Origin of the sequence: Streptomyces sp. NBC_00483, from assembly GCF_036013745.1 — a bacterium.
Classification (GTDB): Bacteria; Actinomycetota; Actinomycetes; order Streptomycetales; family Streptomycetaceae; genus Streptomyces.
Map to the genome: position 1 here is coordinate 9,662,116 of NZ_CP107880.1, position 18,905 is coordinate 9,681,020.

The following is an 18,905-nucleotide window of genomic DNA, read 5'->3' on the forward strand; positions in this document are numbered from 1 at the left end:
TGCGAGGCGGTCCCGGCCCCGGCTCCAGGTCCGGTCCTGGTCCCGGTTCCGGCGCGTTCTGCGGTGAGTGTCACGCGGGCGACTCGCTCTCGGGCGCGGCGGAGCCGGGCGCGCGGAACGCGGGGAACGTCGGCGGGAAGAGCGCCTCCGTGTCCCGGCGCTCGGTGTCGCGTTCGCTGTAGGCCGCGCGCATCTTCTCGAACAACGCCTGGGCGCTGCGCGCCAGTTGCGGCAGGTCCGTGCCGGGCAGTGCGCCGTCGACCAGGACCGGGTTGCCCGCGACGACCGAGTTCGTGGCCTGCCGGGCCGTGCCGTTGAGCAGGAACGTACGGACCGGGTCGTCCATGACACCGTCGCGGATGTCGTCGAGGGAGAACGCGACGAGGTCCGCCTGGGCGCCGACGGCGATCCGGCCCAGGTCCTCGCGGCCGAGCGCGCGGGCCCCGCCCAGGGTGGCCGCCTCCACGTAGTGCTCGGCGGGCGCGGCGTCCGTGCGCCCCTCGGCGATCTTCGCCAGGTGGACGCCGACGTCCATGCCGCGGATCAGGTCCGGCGGGAAGGAGTCGGTGCCCAGGCAGAGGTTGACGCCGGCCTCGCGGTAGGCGCGGAACGAGTGCAGCATCTCGCTGTAGCGCAGCGACGTCTGCGGGCAGTGGATCACCGAGATGCCACGGGCGGCGAGCAGCGCCAGGTCGCCGCGGTCCTCGCCGTGGACGGCCGGGTGCCGGTCGAGCAGCACCGTGTGCGGGATGAGCAGGTTCTGGCCCAACAGGCCGTGCTTGTCGAGGAGTTCGAGCGGCGTCAGGCCGTCGTGCCGGCGCTGGATGATCTCGCGTTCGGCCAGGCCCTGGAGCGCGTGCAGCCGGATCAGGGTCCCGCGTTCGCGCGCGATCCGGGCCGTCTCGACGAGCAGCTCCTCGGTGAGCGTCTCGATGCGGCAGGGCAGCAGGACGCCGGTGAGCAGGGGGTCGTTCAGCTCGTCGAGGTGGTCCAGGAAGCGGACGGCGTCGCGCAGTCCAGTGCGGCCCTCCTCCTCGTCGAAGGCCACATCGCGGGTGCCGTCCTGCAGGACGACGTTGACCCCGGAGCGGTAGGCCGGGCCGAGGTAGCCGCGCAGGCCGATACGGCGCGCGGTCTCCGCCATGTCGACCAGCTCTTCGTAGGGCTCCGCCCAGCGGCTGTGCACCTCGGAGGCGATCGGCATGAAGGTGGTGATGCCGTGCAGGGCGAGCTGGGCGAGCGCGTACTCGCGGATGGTGGCCCGCTCCTGCGGGGTGAACACGTCGTGGCGGCGGTGGGTGAAGTAGTCGAGGGACCACTGCAGTCCCTTGCCCCGCTCGGGCCCGGCCCAGGAGTCGAGGACGAGGTGGTCGACGTCGGTGAGCGCGTCGAGGTCGATGAGGCCCGGCATGACCAGGGACTCGCCCAGGTCGCGCTCCTCGTCGACCTCGCCCTCGTACCGCGGTCCGACGTAGATCACGGTGTCGTCCTGCCACACCACCTCGCCGTCCCGCAGCAGCGCGTGGCCGCCGTCCTGGTGGGCGAGGACGTGTCGGGCGCGCCAGCGGGTGCGCATAAGTGCCTCCTGGGGTGGGGGTGTTGCGGACGTGGGTGATCGTACGGGTTGGTATACCGGCCGGGAAGGTGGTGCTCGCGGAAGTGTCATCCGGGTGTCGGAGGGGCGTGAACGGCTGCCAAAATGTCCCGTGATGCGGCTTAGTTTGGGCGGTCGGTATACCAAGATGCGGTTACCCCTATCGCCGCCCGGTGGAGTTGGTATACCGTCCCGCCAACCTTCCCCCTTGCGCCGAATGGATCACGCGACGTGACGGATTCCCCAGTGCTGCCCGCTCGGTCGCCCTCCGGCGCCGACGGTGAAGCCGCGCCCAACTCGCCCTCGGTGGCGTCGACTTCGGCACCGCCTGTCGTTGCCGCCCGCTCCCTCATCGGCACCGCCTGGCTGCGCATCCGCCGCAGCCGGATCGCTCTCGCCGCGCTCGCCGTGGTGGTCCTCATGATCCTTTTCGCGGTGCTCGCCCCGCTGCTCACCGCGATCGAGGGCCAGGACGCGTACACCACGAGCACCAGCCCGGACGTCCTGGACGACTACGGCACGCCGGGCCTGCCGCTGCCCTACTACCGCTATCCCTCCGGCGACCACTGGCTCGGACTCGAACCGGGCCTCGGCCGCGACATCTTCGCGCGCATGGCGCACGGCGCCCAGGTCTCCCTGATCATCGCGCTGCTGGCGACCGTCGTCTCCGTCGTCCTCGGCACCGTCCTCGGCGCCGCGGCCGGCTACTTCGGCGGCAAGGTCGACATGGTGATCAGCCGGGTCATGGACCTCTTCCTTGCCTTCCCGCACCTGCTGCTCGTGCTCTCCCTGACGCCGATCCTGCAGTCCCGGCTCGGTGACACGGCGCTGGGGGACGGGAGCCTGCTGCCGATCGCCTCGCTCGTGATCATCCTCGGCTTCTTCGGCTGGGCCTATCTCGCCCGCGTCGTACGCGGACAGGTGCTGTCCATCAGGGAGCAGGAGTTCGTCGAGGCCGCCCGCGCCTACGGCGCCTCGCACCGCTCGATCATCCTCAAGCAGATCGTGCCCAACGTGATGGGCGTGGTCCTCGTCTACGCCACGATGATGATCCCCACCAACATCACGGCCGAGGCCGCGCTCTCGTTCCTCGGCGTCGGCGTCAAGGACCCCACCCCGTCCTGGGGCCAGATGCTCAACGCCGCCCAGCAGGGCAACTGGTACCTCACCGACCCCTGGTTCCTCGCCGTACCGGCCGGCGCCCTGGTGATCACGGTGCTCGCCTTCAACCTGCTCGGCGACGCCGTCCGCGACGCCCTCGACCCCAAGTCCTCCCGTGGCTGACCGCGTTCGCGTTCGGACAAGCCAGGAACAACAGGAGCAGCAGTGAATCGACGCACCGTGGCGGCTCTCGCCCTGACGGTGACCGCCGGGATGGCTCTCACCGCCTGCGGCGGCGCCAAGCCCGCGCCGGGCTCGGGCTCCCGCGCCCCCGCCGACGCCTTCGACCCGGTCAAGGTCGGTGACGGAGACACCACCAAGGGCGGCAACGTCAACGTCCTGATGTCCACCGACTTCCAGACCCTCGACCCCGGCAACAGCAACTACGTCCAGACCGCCAACGTGGGCCAGCTCTACTACCGCACGCTCACCATGGCGAAGGAGGAGGCCGGCAAGCCACCGAAGGTCGTCCCCGACCTCGCCACCGACCTCGGCAAGGTCTCCAAGGACGGGCTGACCTGGACCTACACCCTGAAGAAGGGGCTGAAGTTCGAGGACGGCAGGCCCATCACGGCCAAGGACGTGAAGTACGGCGTCGAGCGCACCTACGCCCGCGACGTCTACACCCAGGCGCCGCAGGAACTGAACGCCGCCCTCTCCGACGACGGCTACAAGGGCCCCTACGCCAAGGGGGCGGCCGGGGACTTCAAGGGCATCGAGACACCGGACGACCGCACCGTCGTCTTCAAGCTGAAGCAGCCGTTCGCCGAGTTCCCCGCCCTGGTCTCCCGCTCCAACACCGCACCGGTGCCGCGCGCCAAGGACACCAAGCTCGACTACACCAACCACCCGGTGTCCACGGGCCCGTACAAGATCGAGTCGTACCAGCGCGGGCGCGCCATGAAGCTCGTCCGCAACAAGCACTGGGACCCGGCCACCGACCCGAACCGCAGTGCCCTGCCTCAGACGTTCACCTTCAGCCTCTCCACCGCGCAGTCCACCATCAGCCAGCAGCTGCTCGCGGACTCCGACCCCACGGCCATCACCCTCGACAGCGCGGGCGGGCTCCAGGCGTCGGACGCGGCCAAGCTCGACCAGCCGAGCATCGCCCGGCGCACCGCGTCCGGGATCATCGGCTGCACCGACGTCCTCGACTTCAACACCGAGACCATCAAGGACCCGGTCGTCCGCAAGGCCCTCGCGCTCGCCATCGACCGCAAGGCCATCCAGCTCCAGTACGGCGGCGCCCGCTTCGGCAAGCTCACCCAGTCGTACATCAACCCCCAACAGCGCGGCTACGTAAAGCAGCACACCGACCTCGACCCGACGGGCCAGCCCAAGCTGGACGAGGCGAAGAAGCTGCTCAAGGGTCGCTCGTACCCGAAGAAGCTCGTCTACGGCTACGCGGACGCGACACCCCGCTTCAAGAACATGGGCACCTCGCTCCAGGAGAACCTCAGGCAGCTCGGCATCGACCTCGAACTGCGCCCCATCCCCGCCGCGAACTACTTCACCACCCTCGCGGGCAAGGCGATGCCGGACCTCGCCCGCAGCGGCTGGTGCGGCGGCGCCGACAGCGGCTCGGTGCGCACCACCATCGACCCCAACCTGGGCCCGAGCGTCGACGGCAAGACCTTCGGCTTCTCCAACATCCCCCGCTACCACGACCCGGAGATCTCCAAGGCCATGTACGCGCTGCGCGGTGAGAACGGTACGAGCGAGGAGCTGGGCCGCAAGTGGTCGACGCTCTTCGACCGCGCCATGCAGGACTATCCGCTCGTCCCGCTGATCAGGAACGTGACGCGCAGCGTCGTCGGCTCCGACATCCGGGGCGCGCAGGTCGGCTACTTCTTCGGAGGCATCGACCTGTCGACCGTCTCCGTCGCGTCCGGCCCGGGGAAGGGGTGACCTGACATGCTCGCCTTCCTGACGCGGCGCCTGGGCGCCACCGTCGTTCTGCTGATCGTCATCAGCTTCGTCACCTTCACCCTTTTCCAGTTCGGGCCCGCCGACCCGGCGGCCGCCGCCTGCGGCCAGGAGTGCACCCCCGAACGCGTCGCCGAGGCGCGCGTCGCCCTCGGCATGGACAAGCCGTTCCTCACCCAGTACGTGAACTACATGTCGGGCCTGTTCCACGGCCGGATGATCGGCGCGCCCGGCGCCGAGACGCTCTGCCAGTGGCCCTGCCTCGGCAAGTCCTTCCAGACGAACGAGGACGTCGCCGCCGTCCTGGAGCGCGCCCTGCCGTACACGGTGTCGGTCGCCGTCGGCGCCATCGTGCTGTGGACCGTCGCCGGAGTCACCCTCGGCACGCTCGCCGCGCTGCGCAAGAACAAGCTCACGGACAAGCTGATCGTCGGCGCCGCGTCCATCGGGGTCTCGCTGCCGATCCCCGTCACCGGACTGCTCCTGCTGCTCGTCTTCGTGTCGACCTTCGACGTGCTGCCGTTCACCACCAACGCCATCACCTCACCCTTCGGCCCGGCCGGCTTCGACGGCTGGTTCCTCAACTACCTGCTGCCGTGGGTCGCGTTGGCGGTGCTGTTCAGCGCCCAGTACATCCGCGTCACCCGCAGTTCCATGCTGGAGACCTTCGGCGAGGACTTCATGCGCACCGCCCGCTCCAAGGGCCTGTCGAAGGCAGCCATGGTCGTGCGGCACGGCGCCCGCGCCGGACTGACCCCGGTCGTCACCATGCTGGGACTCGACATCGGGCTGCTGCTCGGCGGCGCCGTGCTCACCGAGCAGATCTTCTCCGTGCCCGGCGTCGGCTTCACCGCCGTCCGCGCCGCGCAGGCCGGCGATCTGCCCGTGACCATGGCGATCACGCTGCTCGCCGCCTTCTTCATCATCGTCGCCAATGTCGTCGTCGACGCCTTCTACGCCGTCATCGACCCGCGAGTGAGGGCCGCCTGATGACCACCTCTTCCTCCGGTGCTTCCTCCGGCTCTTCCTCTGGTTCTTTCTCCGGTGAACCGCTGCTGCAGATCAGGGATCTGCACGTCGCGTTCCCCACCGACGACGGGCTCGTGCACGCCGTCAACGGCATGGACCTCACCCTCGCCAAGGGCGAGACCGTCGGTCTCGTCGGCGAGTCCGGCTCCGGCAAGACCGTCACCAGCCAGGCCCTGATGGGGCTGCTGAAGGAGACCCGCGCCCAGGTCGGCGGCGAGATCGTGCTCGACGGCACCGACCTCAACACCCTGTCCGAGCAGCGGATGCGGGCCTGGCGCGGCAAGAAGATCGCCATGATCTTCCAGGACCCGCTCTCCGCGATGCACCCCTTCCACGCGGTCGGCGACCAGATCGCCGAGGCGTACCGGGTCCACAACAAGGTGTCGAAGCGGGCCGCGCTCGCGGTCGCCGTGGACATGCTGGGCCGCGTCGGCATCCCCGACCCGAAACGGCGGTCCCGCGCGTACCCGCACGAGTTCTCCGGAGGCATGCGCCAGCGCGCGATGATCGCGATGGCCCTCGTCTGCGAGCCCGAACTCCTCATCGCCGACGAACCGACCACCGCCCTCGACGTCACCGTCCAGGCGCAGATCCTCGACCTGCTCGGCGAACTCCAGCAGGAGACCGGCACCGCCATCGTCATGGTCACCCATGACCTCGGTGTCGTCGCCGAGGTCTGCCACCATGTCGCCGTGATGTACGGAGGGCAGTGCGTGGAGCGGGGGAGCGTGCGCGAACTGTTCCGCGACCCACGCCACCCGTACACGCAGGGCCTGCTCGCCTCCATGCCGACACTCGGCGACGACGGCGAGCGGCTGCGCCCCATCCCCGGGTTCCCGCCGTCGCTCACCGCGCTGCCCACCGGGTGTCTCTTCGCGGACCGCTGCCCGCAGACCCACCTCGTGCCGGGCGACCTGTGCCGCAGCGAGCGTCCCGTGTTCCTCGCGAGCACCGGCGCCGATCACCCCTCCCGGTGCCACCAGGAGAACCTCGCCACCGCCGAGGAGGCCGCGCGATGACATCAACCTCTCCCGAGACCCCGCCCTCTGCCGAGACCCCATCCTCTGCCGGGACCCCGCCCTCTGCCGAAACTCCGGCCTCTGCCGGGACCCCGCTGCTCGAGGCCGAGGGGCTGACCAAGCACTTTCCGGGGCGGGGCGGACTGCTCGGCCGGGGCGGCGCGCCGGTCAAGGCCGTCGACGGTGTGAGCTTCTCCGTCGGGTCCGGGCAGACGCTCGGCCTGGTCGGCGAGTCGGGCTGCGGAAAGTCCACCACCGGGCGGCTGCTGATGCGCCTCCTCGATCCCACCGCCGGGACCATCCGCCTCGACGGCCGGGACCTCGGCTCGCTGAACCGGGCCGAGGCCCAGGAGTACCGGCGGCAGGTCCAGATGGTGTTCCAGAACCCGTCCTCCTCCCTCAACCCCCGCCAGTCCGTCGGCAGCGCCATCGCCGCCCCGCTGCACGCCCAGGGCATCAACCCGCCCGGCGGCGTCAAGGCGCGGGTGCGCGAGCTGATGGACCGCGTCGGCCTGCGCCCCGACCACTACAACCGGTTCCCGCACGAGTTCTCCGGCGGCCAGAAGCAGCGCGTGGGCATCGCGCGCGCCCTCGCCCTCGAACCCCGCCTCATCATCTGCGACGAACCCGTCTCGGCCCTCGACGTCTCCGTGCAGGCGCAGGTGGTGAACCTCCTCCAGGACATCCAGGCCGACACCGGTGTCTCGTACGTCTTCATCGCCCATGACCTGTCCGTCGTACGGCACTTCGCGGAGCGGGTCGCCGTGATGTACCTGGGCAGGATCATGGAGAGCGGGCCGACGCGGGAGGTCTTCGACGACCCGCGCCACCCCTACACCCGTGCCCTGCTCTCGGCCGTCCCGCAGCCGGACCCGGACGCCGACCGAAGCCGCAGAATCCGCCTCAGCGGCGACCTGCCGACCCCCGCGAACCCGCCCTCTGGATGCGTTTTCCGTACGCGCTGCCCGCTGCGGCCGACCCTCGACGAGGCCGAACAGGCGCGGTGCGCGGGCGAGTTGCCGCCCATGGCGGGTGCCGAGGGCCCCGCATGCCACTTCGCGGACAGGGCCCTCGTGACCCACTGACCGAGCCGCACACACCATCCCCACGACCCCCACTTCTGGCATCACCGAACAGAAAGAAGTCGCACCACATGCTCATCCGTGACGTCCGCCCCTGGGGCGGCGAGCGCAGTGACGTACAGCTCGACGGCGCCCGCATCGCCGCGATCCGCCCGCACGACCCGCAGGCCGAGTCCGTCGGGGACGTCGTCGAGGGCCGCGGCCGGCTCCTCTTCCCCTCCTTCAGCGATGTGCACGTCCACCTGGACTCCACCCGCATCGGCCTGCCGTTCCGCCCGCACACCGGAGGCCCCGGCGTGTGGACGATGACGATGAACGACCGCGAGAACTGGCGCGACGCCGAGGTCCCGCTGAACGAGCGGGTGGCCGGAACGCTGGAGCGGATGATCGCGCGCGGCACGACGCGGGTGCGTTCGTACGCGCAGGTCGACGTCGACTGCAAGCTGGAGAAGTTCGAGGCCGTGGTCGCGGCCAAGGAGAAGCACGGGCACCTCGCCGACGTCCAGATCATGACGTTCCCGCAGGCCGGCATCCTGCGAGAGCCGGGGACCGAGCAGTACCTGGAGGCTTCGCTCAAGGCCGGTGCGGACGTCATGGGCGGCATCGACCCGTGCACCCTGGACCGCGACCCCAAGGGCCACCTCGACGTCGTCTTCGGGCTCGCCGAGAAGTACCAGGTCGAGGTCGACATCCACCTGCACGAGCCCGGTGAACTCGGCGTGTTCTCCACGGACTTGATCCTGGAGCGGGTCCGCGCCCTCGGCATGCAGGGCAAGGTGACGATGTCGCACGCCTACGAGCTCGGCTCCGTGAACGAGTCCACCAGCCGCCGCCTCATCGACGAGTTCGCGGAGCTGGACATCGCCATGGCGACGGTCGCCCCCGCCGGCCGCGGCCACCTCTCGCTCGTCGACCTCACCGAGGCGGGCGTCCGCGTCGGCCTCGGCGAGGACGGACAGCGCGACTACTGGAGCCCGTACGGCAACTGCGATCTCCTCGACCGCACCTGGCAGTTGGCCTTCACCAACAACTTCCGCCGCGACGACCACATCGAGATGGCCCTGGCGGTGGCGACGATGGGCGGCGCCTCCATCATGAGTCACGACGTGCCGCGCCTCTCCGGTGTCACCGACCGCCCGGGCCTCGCGGTGGGCGACCGCGCGGACCTCGTCCTGGTCGACGGCGAGACCCCGTCCAGCGCGGTCATGGACCGGGGCAAGGACCGCACGGTGCTGCACGACGGCCGCGTCGTGGCCGAGGGTCTTGAGCTGGTCGCCGGGGTGTGACACGTGGCGCGCGGGGGCCGGCCGGTGTGTGCGGCCGGCCTCCGCGGCTCTCTGCGCTACCGGACCGGGCGACTCGCTACCGGACCGGACGCCCGCCCTGTACGACGGCGACCTGATGCCGCGCGGGGTCGGCCAGCGCCGCGATGTCGGCGAGCGGATCGCTGTCGAGGACCAGCAGATCGGCGCGGGCCCCGGCGGCGAGCGTCCCGATCTCCCCGCTCATCCCGAGGAGTTCGGCGGCGACTGACGTCGCGGACCGGATCACGTCGAGCGGCTTCTGCACCTCCGAACGGATCCGGAACTCCTCGTTCTGATGGCGGTGCATGCCCCCGAGGAGATCGGAGCCGTACGCGATCCGGGCCCCGCCGCGCGCAGCGCGTTCGAGGGCGCCGAGGCCCGCCCCGAGCACGTCGTCGACCTTGCGCCAGCTGTCCTCGGAGAGCCCGAACTCCCGTCCCTCCTTCTTGAGCGCCCAGTACGTGACCAGCGTCGGCACGAGGAACGCGCCGTGCTCCGTGAGGAGTTCGACGCTGCGGTCGTCGATCAGGTTGCCGTGCTCGATCGACCGGACACCTGCCTCCAGGGCCCGGTTGACCGCGCGGGCGGTGTACGCGTGCGCGGCGACGTACCGGTTCGCGGCCTCCGCCTCCTCGACGGCGGCGCGCAGTTCGGCGGGGGAGTACTGGGTGGAGTCGATGCGGTCGGTGGGCGACGCGACACCGCCTGAGGCCATCACCTTGATGTGGTGGGCGCCCTTGCGCAGTTCGTCGCGGGCCGCGACGCGTACGGCATCCTCGCCGTCCGCCACCCGTCCGTGGTCGGCGCAGCACGGGTGCTCGTCGTGGTGCCAGCTGCCCGCGTCGCGGCTGTCGCCGTGGCCGCCGGTCTGGCTCAACGCCTTACCGCCGAAGGCCAGTCGGGGGCCGCGTACGAGACCTTCCTGCTGCGCCCTGGCGAGTCCGAAGTCGGCACCCGCCATGTCGCGGACCGTGGTGAACCCGCGGTCGAGCATCTCGCCCATGATGCGGGACGCCTGCGCGGTGACATAGCTGGCCGGAGTGGTGGCCAGCGAGCCGAGCGCGGCGGTGAACGCGGTCACGTGGACGTGCGCGTCGATGAGGCCGGGCAGCACGAACCCGCCCTGTACGTCGAGGACTTGCGCGTCGTCCGGCCGGTCGGCGCCCTCCTCGGATATCCGGCCGTCGGTACAGAGGAGGTCGCCCTCGCGCCAGGTGCCGGACTCCAGGTCGAGGAGGTGGGCGTTGCGTACAACGAGAGCGTCACCGGTGTGCGGCGAAGGGGTGTTGGTCATGGTGCGGGATCACTCCTTGGTTGTGGGTGCGGTTGCGGGTGCGGGGGAAGCCGGGGAGGTGACGGGGGCGCCGATGTCCTCCAGCGAGCGGTTGGCCGTGGACAGGCCGAAGGCGAGGGTGACCACGACTCCGACGGCGAGCACCGCCGTCGTCATGCCGAAGACACCCGCGAAGCCCGCGCCTGCGGCCATCAGGCCGATCACGGTGGGCGCGATGATCGACCCGATCCGGCCGAACGCGCTGGCCAGACCGCTGCCGGTGGCGCGGATCCAGGTCGGGAAGACCTCGGGCGTGTACGCGTACAGACCCGCGTAGGTGCCGTTGAGGAAGAAGGACAGCACGGCGCCGGACACCGTGATGGCGACCGGTGTCGAGGTCTGGCTCAGCCAGTACGCGGAGAGGGCCGAGCCGGTGAGGTAGAGCGCGATGGTGTGCTTGCGGTCGAGGCGTTCGCTGAGCCAGGCGGCGGAGAAGTAACCGGGCACCTGGGCCGCGTAGATGATGAGCGAGAACGAGAAGCTCTGGGTGACGGTGATGCCGCGCTGGACGAGCAGCGTCGGGATCCAGGAGAAGAACCCGTAGTACGAGAAGGTGATGACGAACCACATCACCCAGGTCACGCCCGTGCGCTGGGCCATCTTGCGCGACCACAGGAACCGCAGGCCGGTCCAGACGCTGGGTGGCGCGGTCTCCTTCGAGGCGGGCGCGACATCGGCGTGTGTGTGCTCGACCGGCGGCAGTGGGCGGCCGGTCGACTTCTCCACGCGGCGCTCCAGCTCGGCGACGACCTCCTCGGCCTCCGCGTGCCGCCCCCGCTCCAGCAGATAGCGCGGCGACTCCGGCAACGCACGCCGCCACCACAGCAGCATCACGATGGGCACCGCCGTGACGACCTGGGCCCAGCGCCAGCCGTCCGCCCCCAGCGGCACGATGAACCGGCCGATGAGCGCGGCGGCCACGAAGCCGAAGGAGAAGAACCCGGCGAGCGCGCCGACGAACCAGCCGCGCCGCTTGGACGGCACGAACTCCGACAGGAACGGGGCGATGATCGCGCTCTCGGCGCCGGTACCGGCCCCGGCCAGGACGCGGGCGCCCATGAAGACGGGGAAGTTCGGGGCCGCGGCGGCGACCAGGGTGAAGACGACGTAGAACGCGAGGGCGTACATCATCACGCGCTTGCGGCCGATGCGGTCGCCGAGGATGCCGGCGATCGCGGCACCGAAGAGATAGCCGAACGGCGAGGCCGAACCGATCAGGCCGAGCGCGCCGTTGGCCAGGTGCCACAGATCCTGGACGCTCGGCAGCAGGAACGCGACCACGGCCGCGTCCATGCCGTCGAAGGTGTAGCCGAGCCCGCCGATGAGCAGCAGGAGGTAATGGGGTCTGGACAGCGGGAGTCTGTCCAGGCGAGCGAGGAGGGACATGGGCGGATCCTCGAAGGTGTCGGGGGCGTCCTCGGGGTGTCGGGGACGCGGGGGACGTTCACCGCCCACGCAAAGTAGATTGCGTAACGCTGTTTCCGCAACGATCTTTGCGTTACGTTCCGGGAACGTAGAGTCTGGGCGTGCGCCTCACTCGGAGGTGCCGGGCGTCCTCTACAGCGGAGTTGTGTGTGCACGGCGAACTGGCAACCTGGCTGCGCGATGCCACCCCGGCCCGCGGGCTGCGCCCCAAGGCCGCCGCGATCGTGGACTTCCTCGTCTCGCAGCCCCAGCAGGCGGCCTACGCCTCCGTCGCCGACGTCGCCCGCCGCGTCGGCGCCAACCCCGCCACCGTGACCCGCACCGCCCAGGCGCTCGGCTACGGCGGCTGGCCCGATCTGCAACGGGAGTTGCGGGCGCGCTATCTCTCCCACCTCAGCGCCGCCCAGGTCAACGCCGCGCACCGGGAGGAGGGCGGGACATCATGGGCCGGCTCGCTCAGCCGCGACCAGGAGAACCTGGCCCAACTGGCGGCCCACGCCGACGACGAGGCGGTCGCCCGGATCGCCCGGGCCATCGCCTCCGCCCGCCGCACCCTTGTCATCGCCGCCGGCAGCTACGCCTCCGCGGGCACCGCCCTCGCCCACAACGCGCGCCTCGCCGGATATGACGTCCGGCTCGAGGCCACCGGCGGCGCGGACCTGGTCAACTCCGTCGCGGCGCTGGGCCCGGAGGACCTCCTCATCGCCATCTCCTTCTGGCGCCTCTACCAGAGCACGGTGACGGCGGCCGAGGACGCGAGCGAGCGCGGCACACGCGTATTCGTCATCACGGACGCGGCCAGCCCCCCACTCGCCGCCGCGGCGGAGGACGTCCTACTGGCCCCCGCCGAAGGCACGTCCTTCTTCCCCTCCCTCACGGCGGGCCTGGCCCTGTGCCAGTCCATCGTCGCCCAACTCGCCACCCTCGACCCCGACCGCACGGCCACGTCGGTCGCGGCGGCGGAGGAACGCTGGGTGCGGTACGGGGTGCTGCACCGGGCGGCGACACTGAAGTGGGACGGGGGGCGCTAGCGAACGGGGAGGGTTGGTGGCTCCGTGCGCTTCGTCATCGAACCATGGTGGCAGCGGGGGCCGTCGGCGTCGTGAGTGTGTGGCACAGCACGTCCGTTCCGGAGCAATTCGCGTGCTGATTGTCAGTGGCGCCCACTATTCTCTTCACATGATCCCCACACCCGAGCCTGGTCCCGCCCGGTCCGCCGAAGAACTCAACGAGCGGATCCGTGACCTGATGCTGCGCTCCGGTGGTCGGTTGAGTGCCGAGCAGCGTCGGGAATACGAGGTGCTGGTCGCGGAGTGGGCGGCGGCCGAGCGTGGCGGCATTGTGAAGGCGGCGTAGGGAGGTGCCTCGGGTGCCTTGGGTGTCGGCTATCCGTGGGCGCGGGGGAGTCGGACGACCGCCGTTCCGCCGTCCAGATTGACTGTCGTCCTGTTCGGCGGCGCCCCGTCGTCCTCGTTGTCCGGCATGACCAGCGCCGACTGCCGTTCCTTGAGTTCGTGCTGCTTGCCGGGCGACAGCGCGCCGTGCAACTGCTCGAACCCGGTGGCCGAGACCTGACCGTGCCGCGTACCGGGGCGCCACGGCAGCACACCGGCCCGGCCCGCGCGCAACAGCAGCTGGTCGACGAAGGCCAGCAGCGTCAGCACGATGACCAACCCCGGCAGTGTCATGAAGAAGACGAACTCCATGACACTCACAACTGGCGGCGGGCGTTCAGAGTTCCCGGGAGAGCTGCGGGCGGATGGTGAGTATGTGCTGGGCGTGGCCGACGGGCCCGGTGGTGTCATGGAGGACCGATCAGGCGGTCAGCCGGCGATCGGAAGCTCCGCGTCGTCGCGCAGCAGCAGCGGGATCCGGCCGATCGGGGCGTCGATGGTGTGCCGGGCCCCGGCGGCATAGGAGACACCCGTCCAGGCGCAGCGCCAGCGTGCCCCGGCCGGCAGGTGGACCTCGCGGGCCGTGGCCCCCGCCTCCGTGACTGGGGCGACCAGCAGGTCCGGGCCGAGGAGGAACGCGTCGGACACGTCCCAGGAGGTCGGGTCTTCGGGGAATTCGAGGAAGAGGGGGCGCATGGGCGGGAGGCCTTCGCGGGCGGCCGTCGCCATCTGCTCGGCCACATACGGGCGGAGCCGTTCGCGCAGGTCCAGGTAGTCGCGCATGATCGCGTACGCCTCCTCGCCGTACGACCAGACCTCGTTGGGGCCGCCCGTCATCTCGCCGCCCAGCGGGAGCCACGGCAGGCGGAAGCCGTGCAGGCGGAAGATCGGGCACAGGGCGCCGAACTGGAACCAGCGGACGAGGACCTCGCGGTAGGCCAGGTCGTCCGGGTCGCCGCCGTGGAAGCCGCCGATGTCGGTGGTCCACCAAGGGATGCCGGACAGGCCGATGTTGAGGCCCGCGGCGATCTGGGCGCGCAGCGCGGGGAAGTCGGTGCCGATGTCCCCGGACCACACGGCGGTGCCGTAGCGCTGGCTGCCCGCCCATGCGGACCGGGAGAAGGACATGCCGTCGGTATCGCCGGAGTCGGCCATGCCCTCGTGGAAGATGCGGGCGTTCTCGCGCGGGTAGAGGTTGGCGACCTCCGCGCCGTGGCCCGCGTGGTAGCGGAGGTTGGCGGGGTGGCCCGGCTTCATCTCGGGTTCGCAGGCGTCCAGCCACCACAGGTTGATGCCGAGCGACTGGTAGTTCTCCCGCACCTTCGACCAGACGTAGTCACGTGTCTCGGGATTGGTGGGGTCCCAGAAGGACACCATCACGCGGTGGTCCGCTCCCTTGTCGACCCACGTCGCATGCGCGGCGGTGCCGTACTCGTTGGCGGCGAGCAGTCCGCGGCGCTCCATCTCGTCGTAGTTCTCGGACGACCGGTTGACCGACGGCCAGACCGAGACCATCAACTTGACGCCGAGCTCGTCCAGTTCACGCACCATCGCGGCCGGGTCGGGCCACTCGGCCGGGTCGAACCTCCAGTCACCGAGCCGCGTCCAGTGGAAGAAGTCCGCGACGATCACCGACATGGGCAGCCCGCGCCGCTTGTGCTCGCGGACCACGTCGAGGAGTTCGGCCTGGGTGCGGTAGCGCAGCTTGCACTGCCAGAAGCCGGTGGCCCAGTCGGGGAAGTCGGGCGCGTGGCCGGTGGCGTCGGCGTACGAGCGCAGGATGTCGGCGGGCCGCTCGCCCGCGGTGATCCAGTAGTCGATCTGGCGGGCGCTGTCGGCGACCCAGCGGGTGTGCGTGGCGACGAACTCCGAGCGGCCCACGGCCGGGCTGTTCCACAGGAAGCCGTAGCCGCGGCTGGACAGTGCGAACGGGATGGTGATCTCCGTGTTGCGCTGCACCAGGTCGAGGACGGTGCCCTTCTGATCGAGCAACCCGTGCTGGCGCTGCCCGAGACCGTAGACGCGTTCGTCCGCGAACGCCTCGAAGCGCTGTTCAAGGCGGCTGTAGCCGTGACCGGCCGGGGTGTATGCGCGGCTGCCCGGCCACCAGAAGTGTGCGGGCCTCTCGGCGAGCAGCTCGCCGCCGTCCTCGGTGCGTACGAAGCGCAGCAGACCGTCGACGGTGATCTCGGCGGTGATCCGGCCGTTGACGAGGCGGGCCGGTGGCACCGGGTCGGTGGGGGAGCCGAGCCCGTTCTTGAAGACCGTCAGACCGGTGAGGTCGGGGACGGTGATCTCGGCCCTGGTGGCGGGCCGGTCGAGCAGGGCGCCGGGAATGTCGTCGCGCAGCGGGCCGAGCGCGGCGCGCACCCGCACCGAGTGCTCGCCCCAGGGCTCGACGCGCAGCGTCTCATGGCCGCCGTGCCACTCCAGGCCGCCGTCGTGTTCCCGAAAGGTGTTCAACGTGCTTCTCCAGTAAGTGAGTTAGATGGGGTCCGCGTACGGGGTCAGTCCTTGACCGAGCCGCCCGTGACGCCGACGGCGATGTACCGCTGTGCGATGACGAGGAGGATCGCGGCCGGGATCGACGCGAGCACGGCCGAGGCCATCAGCGCGTTCCAGTCGGTGGCGTTGGCGCCCATGAAGCGGTAGATGCCGACGGTGACCGGGGTGACCGCTTCGCGGGACGTGAGGGTGATCGCGAAGAGGAAGTCGGCCCAGGAGAACAGGAACGCGAACAGTCCTGCGGTGATCAGCCCGTTGCGGCTCATGGGCAGCACGATCCGCAGGAACGTCCGCCAGTGCCCCGCGCCGTCGAGCGCCGCGGCCTCGATGACCTCGCCGGGGATGTCGCGCAGTTGGGCACGCAGCAGCACCGCGGCGAACGGCACCGACAGGGTGGACTGGGCGAGCATCAGGCCGATCGTGTTGTTGAGGAGACCGAGCTCGCTGTAGAGCGTGAAGAAGGAGTTCGCCTTCACGATCCCCGGCACCATCTGCACGATGAGCAGCACGAACAGCATCAGCGCCGCCCAGCGCAGCCGGAACTTCGCGAGCGCCCAGGCGAGCGGCGCGGCGAGTGCCAGCGTGAGGACGACATTTCCGCAGGCCACGAAGAGGCTGATGACCAGATGGCGGCCCTGGGTGTCGAAGGCGGCCCGGTAGCCGTCCAGGGTGGGCTCCGTGGGGAACCACTTGGGCGGGATGCTCAGGAGCGCCTGCCCGGGCTGCAGCGAGGCGTTGACCATCCAGTACAGCGGGAAGAGGAACGCGGCGACCAGGACCAGGGCGAACACGGTGTGTCCCCAGGCCGATCCCCGGAAGCGGGTTTGTGCGGTGGGCATCTCGGTCCTCACCTTTCGGACTGCTCGGCGCGCACGGCCCGCAGGTACACGAGCGCGAAGACCATGGCGATGACGATGAGGACGTTGCTGACGGCCGCTCCCTGACCGAACTGCAGGTTGGTGAAGGAGAGTTGATACGACCAGGTGGAGAGCAGCTGCGTCGCGTCGGCGGGGCCGCCCTGGGTCAGCACCATGACGACGTCGAAGGCCTTCACGGTGTAGATGAGGCCGAGCATCAGCACGACCGCGGAGACCGGGCGAAGGAGCGGCCAGGTGATGTGCCGGAACTTCCCCCAGGCGCCCGCGCCGTCCAGCGAGGCGGCCTCGTACAGCTGCGGCGGGACGGACTGCAGACCGCCGTAGAGGATCACCATGTTGAAGGGGATGCCGATCCAGACGTTCGCGATGACCACGGCCGCCATGGCGTGATCGGGGCTGACCAGCCACGGCACCGGGTCGCTGACCAGGTGGAGGCTCAACAGGACCTGGTTGACGACTCCGTAGTCCTGGTCGAGCAGCCAGCGGAACACCGTGCCGGAGACGAGGAGCGGCAGCAGCCACGGCAGCAGGAGCAGGGCGCGCAGGACGGAGCCGAGCGGGAAGCGGCGGCGGAAGTAGAGGGCGAGCGCGAGGCCGAGGGCGAACTGGGCGACGAGGGAGGCGACGGTGAAGACCACCGTGTGCCACAGCGAGGCGCCGAACAGGTCGTCGGTGAAGATCGCCGTGTAGTTGGCGAGCCCGTTGAACGGGGCGTCGCCGTCGTAGAACGACGTGACCGTGTAGTCCTGGAAGGACATCACCACGTTGGCGGTGATCGGGTAGCCGAAGAAGAGCAGCAGGTAGAGGACGGACGGTACGTAGAAGCTCATCCGGGCCAGGCGTGTGCGGCGGGCGGCCGCGCGGGCGTCCGGGGTCGGTGGCGTCGGGGCCGCGGCCGGGGCGGCGGGCCTGTCGACAACGGTGGTCATGGGTGTGGCACCTCGCCTGGTCAGTGGTCGTCGACGGCGGAACGGGCGTCGCGTTGCGCTGCCTTCAGGGCACGCGCGGGGCTGAGCGTCCCGGTCACGGACTGGTGGAGCGCGGTGTACAGCGCCTCGGACACGGCCGGGTAGACGGTGCCCAGTTCGGTGGTGCGCGCTCGGGCGGCCGGGACCCCCGCGACGAAGGGCGCGAGATCCGGCTGCCGCTTCACCAGGCGCTTCGCTACGTCGGGTCGTGCGGGCACATCGGCGCGCAACCGGGCCCAGTCGTACATGTTCCGCGGGCTCAGCACGCAGTCGAGAACCTCGGTGGCCTTGTCCTGGCGCTCGCCCTTGGGCACGGCCCACACCTCACCGCCGAGCGGGGTGACGGGTGTGTCACCGCGCTCGGGCACAGGGAGCGGCACGACGCCGTAGTCGAGGCCCTTCTCCGCGTCGAGGGCGGCCAGTTGCCAGGACCCGTTGACCATCATGGCCGCGTGCCCGCCGATGAACTGCTCGGCGACATCGGACTGCTGCCAGTTGAGCGCCGACTTCGACACCGAACCGTCGCCGAACAGGCCGGACCAGTACGTCAGTGAGTCGACGGAGGCCTTCGAGCCGAGCCCGTCCAGATCGCCGCCGTTGCCCCACAGGAACGGCTCGTACTGCCAGCTGCCCTCCTCCGTGCCGACGGCCGACAGGGCGAGTCCGTAGCGGTGTCGCTCCGTCAGTTCGGCCGCGGTGTCCCGGAGTTCCTTCCACGTCGTCGGAGGTTCGAGGCCCGCCTTCTTGAAGACGGCCTTGTCGTAGAAGAGGGCGAGGCCGTTGACACCCGGCGCGACGCCGTAGAGCTCCCCGTCGTACGTGCCCGCCTCGAGCACGCTCTTGTAGAAGCCGGCCGTGTCCGTCCGGCCCTTGAGCGGCAGCAGCGCCCCGGTCGAGGCGAGCTTGGGCAGGTCAGGGTTGTCACTGAGGACCAGGTCCGGGAGTGTGCGGGCGGCGCCGTCCCGCAGCAGTTTGGGGACCAGCTGGGCGCGTGGCATCACCTCGCGCACGACATGCACGCCGGTGGCGCGGCCGCACGTCTTGAGGATCTCGGTGAGCGCGGTGTTGCCGGGCTCGGCGGTGTAGTAGTCCGCGACGGTGAGGGTGTTCGGCGGGGTCTCTGCGGTGATCAGGCCGCAGCCGCCGAGCGTCGCACTGAGTGCGAACGCGGCACAGGCGGCGGTGGCTGCGCGGATACGGGTGGACACGAGGGGCCCTTCTGGGGGTCGGGGGACGGTGGCTCGGAGAGCGGTGGGGCATGGTGAGTGACGGCATGCCGCCGAGGCA

16 protein-coding genes are annotated in these 18,905 nt (G+C 70.4%); 8 read left to right on the forward strand and 8 right to left on the reverse strand.

The annotated features are described in order from the left end of the window. Positions 1-70 precede the first annotated feature (70 nt). Positions 71-1,576, reverse strand: coding sequence for a chlorohydrolase family protein (locus tag OHA73_RS43200; protein ID WP_327658123.1), 1,506 nt, complete (start codon positions 1,574-1,576; stop codon positions 71-73). A 264-nt stretch (positions 1,577-1,840) separates the two neighbouring features. On the opposite strand from OHA73_RS43200, the gene OHA73_RS43205 reads away from it, so the two are divergent. The 6 genes from OHA73_RS43205 (at position 1,841) to OHA73_RS43230 (ending at position 9,097) form a co-directional block, all read left to right on the forward strand. Continuing rightward, positions 1,841-2,878: an ABC transporter permease gene (locus OHA73_RS43205; protein ID WP_323187368.1), complete on the forward strand. Its 1,038-nt coding sequence runs from the start codon at positions 1,841-1,843 to the stop codon at positions 2,876-2,878. Positions 2,879-2,920: 42 nt separating this feature from the next. Further along, positions 2,921-4,663, forward strand: coding sequence for an ABC transporter substrate-binding protein (locus OHA73_RS43210; RefSeq protein ID WP_266724666.1), 1,743 nt, complete (start codon positions 2,921-2,923; stop codon positions 4,661-4,663). Between the two features lie 6 nt (positions 4,664-4,669). Further along, complete coding sequence (locus OHA73_RS43215; protein WP_266724668.1) at positions 4,670-5,671, forward strand: ABC transporter permease; 1,002 nt, start codon at positions 4,670-4,672, stop codon at positions 5,669-5,671. Next, positions 5,671-6,729 (forward strand): ABC transporter ATP-binding protein, encoded by a 1,059-nt coding sequence (locus OHA73_RS43220; RefSeq protein WP_327658124.1) that lies wholly within the window; start codon positions 5,671-5,673, stop codon positions 6,727-6,729. Before OHA73_RS43215 ends, OHA73_RS43220 begins: the two co-directional genes overlap by 1 nt. Continuing rightward, complete coding sequence (locus OHA73_RS43225) at positions 6,726-7,814, forward strand: ABC transporter ATP-binding protein (RefSeq protein ID WP_327658125.1); 1,089 nt, start codon at positions 6,726-6,728, stop codon at positions 7,812-7,814. The genes OHA73_RS43220 and OHA73_RS43225 overlap by 4 nt, the downstream gene beginning before the upstream one ends. Before the next feature lie 68 nt (positions 7,815-7,882). After that, entirely contained in the window at positions 7,883-9,097 is a 1,215-nt protein-coding gene (locus OHA73_RS43230; protein WP_327658126.1) for an amidohydrolase, read from the forward strand. A gap of 76 nt (positions 9,098-9,173) precedes the next feature. Here the strand turns inward: OHA73_RS43230 and OHA73_RS43235 are convergent, their stop codons facing one another. Both OHA73_RS43235 and OHA73_RS43240 read right to left on the reverse strand, forming a co-directional pair. Then, positions 9,174-10,409, reverse strand: a complete 1,236-nt coding sequence (locus OHA73_RS43235; RefSeq protein WP_327658127.1) for a metal-dependent hydrolase family protein — start codon at positions 10,407-10,409, stop codon at positions 9,174-9,176. 9 nt (positions 10,410-10,418) lie between these two features. Next, entirely contained in the window at positions 10,419-11,834 is a 1,416-nt protein-coding gene (locus OHA73_RS43240) for an MFS transporter (protein WP_327658128.1), read from the reverse strand. Positions 11,835-12,022: 188 nt separating this feature from the next. On the opposite strand from OHA73_RS43240, the gene OHA73_RS43245 reads away from it, so the two are divergent. Both OHA73_RS43245 and OHA73_RS43250 read left to right on the forward strand, forming a co-directional pair. Continuing rightward, positions 12,023-12,904 (forward strand): MurR/RpiR family transcriptional regulator, encoded by an 882-nt coding sequence (locus tag OHA73_RS43245; protein WP_327658129.1) that lies wholly within the window; start codon positions 12,023-12,025, stop codon positions 12,902-12,904. A 148-nt stretch (positions 12,905-13,052) separates the two neighbouring features. Continuing rightward, the gene (locus tag OHA73_RS43250; RefSeq protein WP_327658130.1) at positions 13,053-13,229 is read left to right on the forward strand and encodes a hypothetical protein; all 177 of its coding nucleotides are present in this window, start codon (positions 13,053-13,055) and stop codon (positions 13,227-13,229) included. Positions 13,230-13,258: 29 nt separating this feature from the next. Here OHA73_RS43250 and OHA73_RS43255 read toward each other — a convergent pair whose 3' ends face one another. The 5 genes from OHA73_RS43255 to OHA73_RS43275 all read right to left on the reverse strand — a co-directional run bounded on the left by OHA73_RS43255 (position 13,259) and on the right by OHA73_RS43275 (position 18,826). Next, positions 13,259-13,579: a DUF6191 domain-containing protein gene (locus OHA73_RS43255; RefSeq protein WP_267073388.1), complete on the reverse strand. Its 321-nt coding sequence runs from the start codon at positions 13,577-13,579 to the stop codon at positions 13,259-13,261. 117 nt (positions 13,580-13,696) lie between these two features. Then, positions 13,697-15,730, reverse strand: a complete 2,034-nt coding sequence (locus tag OHA73_RS43260; RefSeq protein WP_327658131.1) for a glycoside hydrolase family 31 protein — start codon at positions 15,728-15,730, stop codon at positions 13,697-13,699. 44 nt (positions 15,731-15,774) lie between these two features. Then, a complete protein-coding gene (locus tag OHA73_RS43265; protein ID WP_327658132.1) occupies positions 15,775-16,611 on the reverse strand; it encodes a carbohydrate ABC transporter permease in 837 nt (278 codons plus the stop codon). A gap of 8 nt (positions 16,612-16,619) precedes the next feature. After that, on the reverse strand, positions 16,620-17,579 hold the full coding sequence (locus tag OHA73_RS43270; protein ID WP_327658133.1) for a carbohydrate ABC transporter permease: 960 nt from the start codon (positions 17,577-17,579) through the stop codon (positions 16,620-16,622). A 20-nt stretch (positions 17,580-17,599) separates the two neighbouring features. Next, positions 17,600-18,826, reverse strand: coding sequence for a sugar ABC transporter substrate-binding protein (locus OHA73_RS43275; protein ID WP_327658134.1), 1,227 nt, complete (start codon positions 18,824-18,826; stop codon positions 17,600-17,602). Between the last annotated feature and the right edge of the window lie 79 nt (positions 18,827-18,905).

Excerpts from the sequence above, each read along its gene's own strand:
- OHA73_RS43200 (WP_327658123.1), bottom strand. The coding sequence starts at position 1,576 with ATGCGCACCCGCTGGCGCGCCCGACACGTCCTCGCCCACCAGGACGGC.
- OHA73_RS43215 (WP_266724668.1), top strand. The coding sequence starts at position 4,670 with ATGCTCGCCTTCCTGACGCGGCGCCTGGGCGCCACCGTCGTTCTGCTG.
- OHA73_RS43220 (WP_327658124.1), top strand. The coding sequence starts at position 5,671 with ATGACCACCTCTTCCTCCGGTGCTTCCTCCGGCTCTTCCTCTGGTTCT.
- OHA73_RS43225 (WP_327658125.1), top strand. The coding sequence starts at position 6,726 with ATGACATCAACCTCTCCCGAGACCCCGCCCTCTGCCGAGACCCCATCC.
- OHA73_RS43230 (WP_327658126.1), top strand. The coding sequence starts at position 7,883 with ATGCTCATCCGTGACGTCCGCCCCTGGGGCGGCGAGCGCAGTGACGTA.
- OHA73_RS43235 (WP_327658127.1), bottom strand. The coding sequence starts at position 10,409 with ATGACCAACACCCCTTCGCCGCACACCGGTGACGCTCTCGTTGTACGC.
- OHA73_RS43240 (WP_327658128.1), bottom strand. The coding sequence starts at position 11,834 with ATGTCCCTCCTCGCTCGCCTGGACAGACTCCCGCTGTCCAGACCCCAT.
- OHA73_RS43250 (WP_327658130.1), top strand. The coding sequence starts at position 13,053 with ATGATCCCCACACCCGAGCCTGGTCCCGCCCGGTCCGCCGAAGAACTC.
- OHA73_RS43255 (WP_267073388.1), bottom strand. The coding sequence starts at position 13,579 with ATGGAGTTCGTCTTCTTCATGACACTGCCGGGGTTGGTCATCGTGCTG.
- OHA73_RS43265 (WP_327658132.1), bottom strand. The coding sequence starts at position 16,611 with ATGCCCACCGCACAAACCCGCTTCCGGGGATCGGCCTGGGGACACACC.
- OHA73_RS43270 (WP_327658133.1), bottom strand. The coding sequence starts at position 17,579 with ATGACCACCGTTGTCGACAGGCCCGCCGCCCCGGCCGCGGCCCCGACG.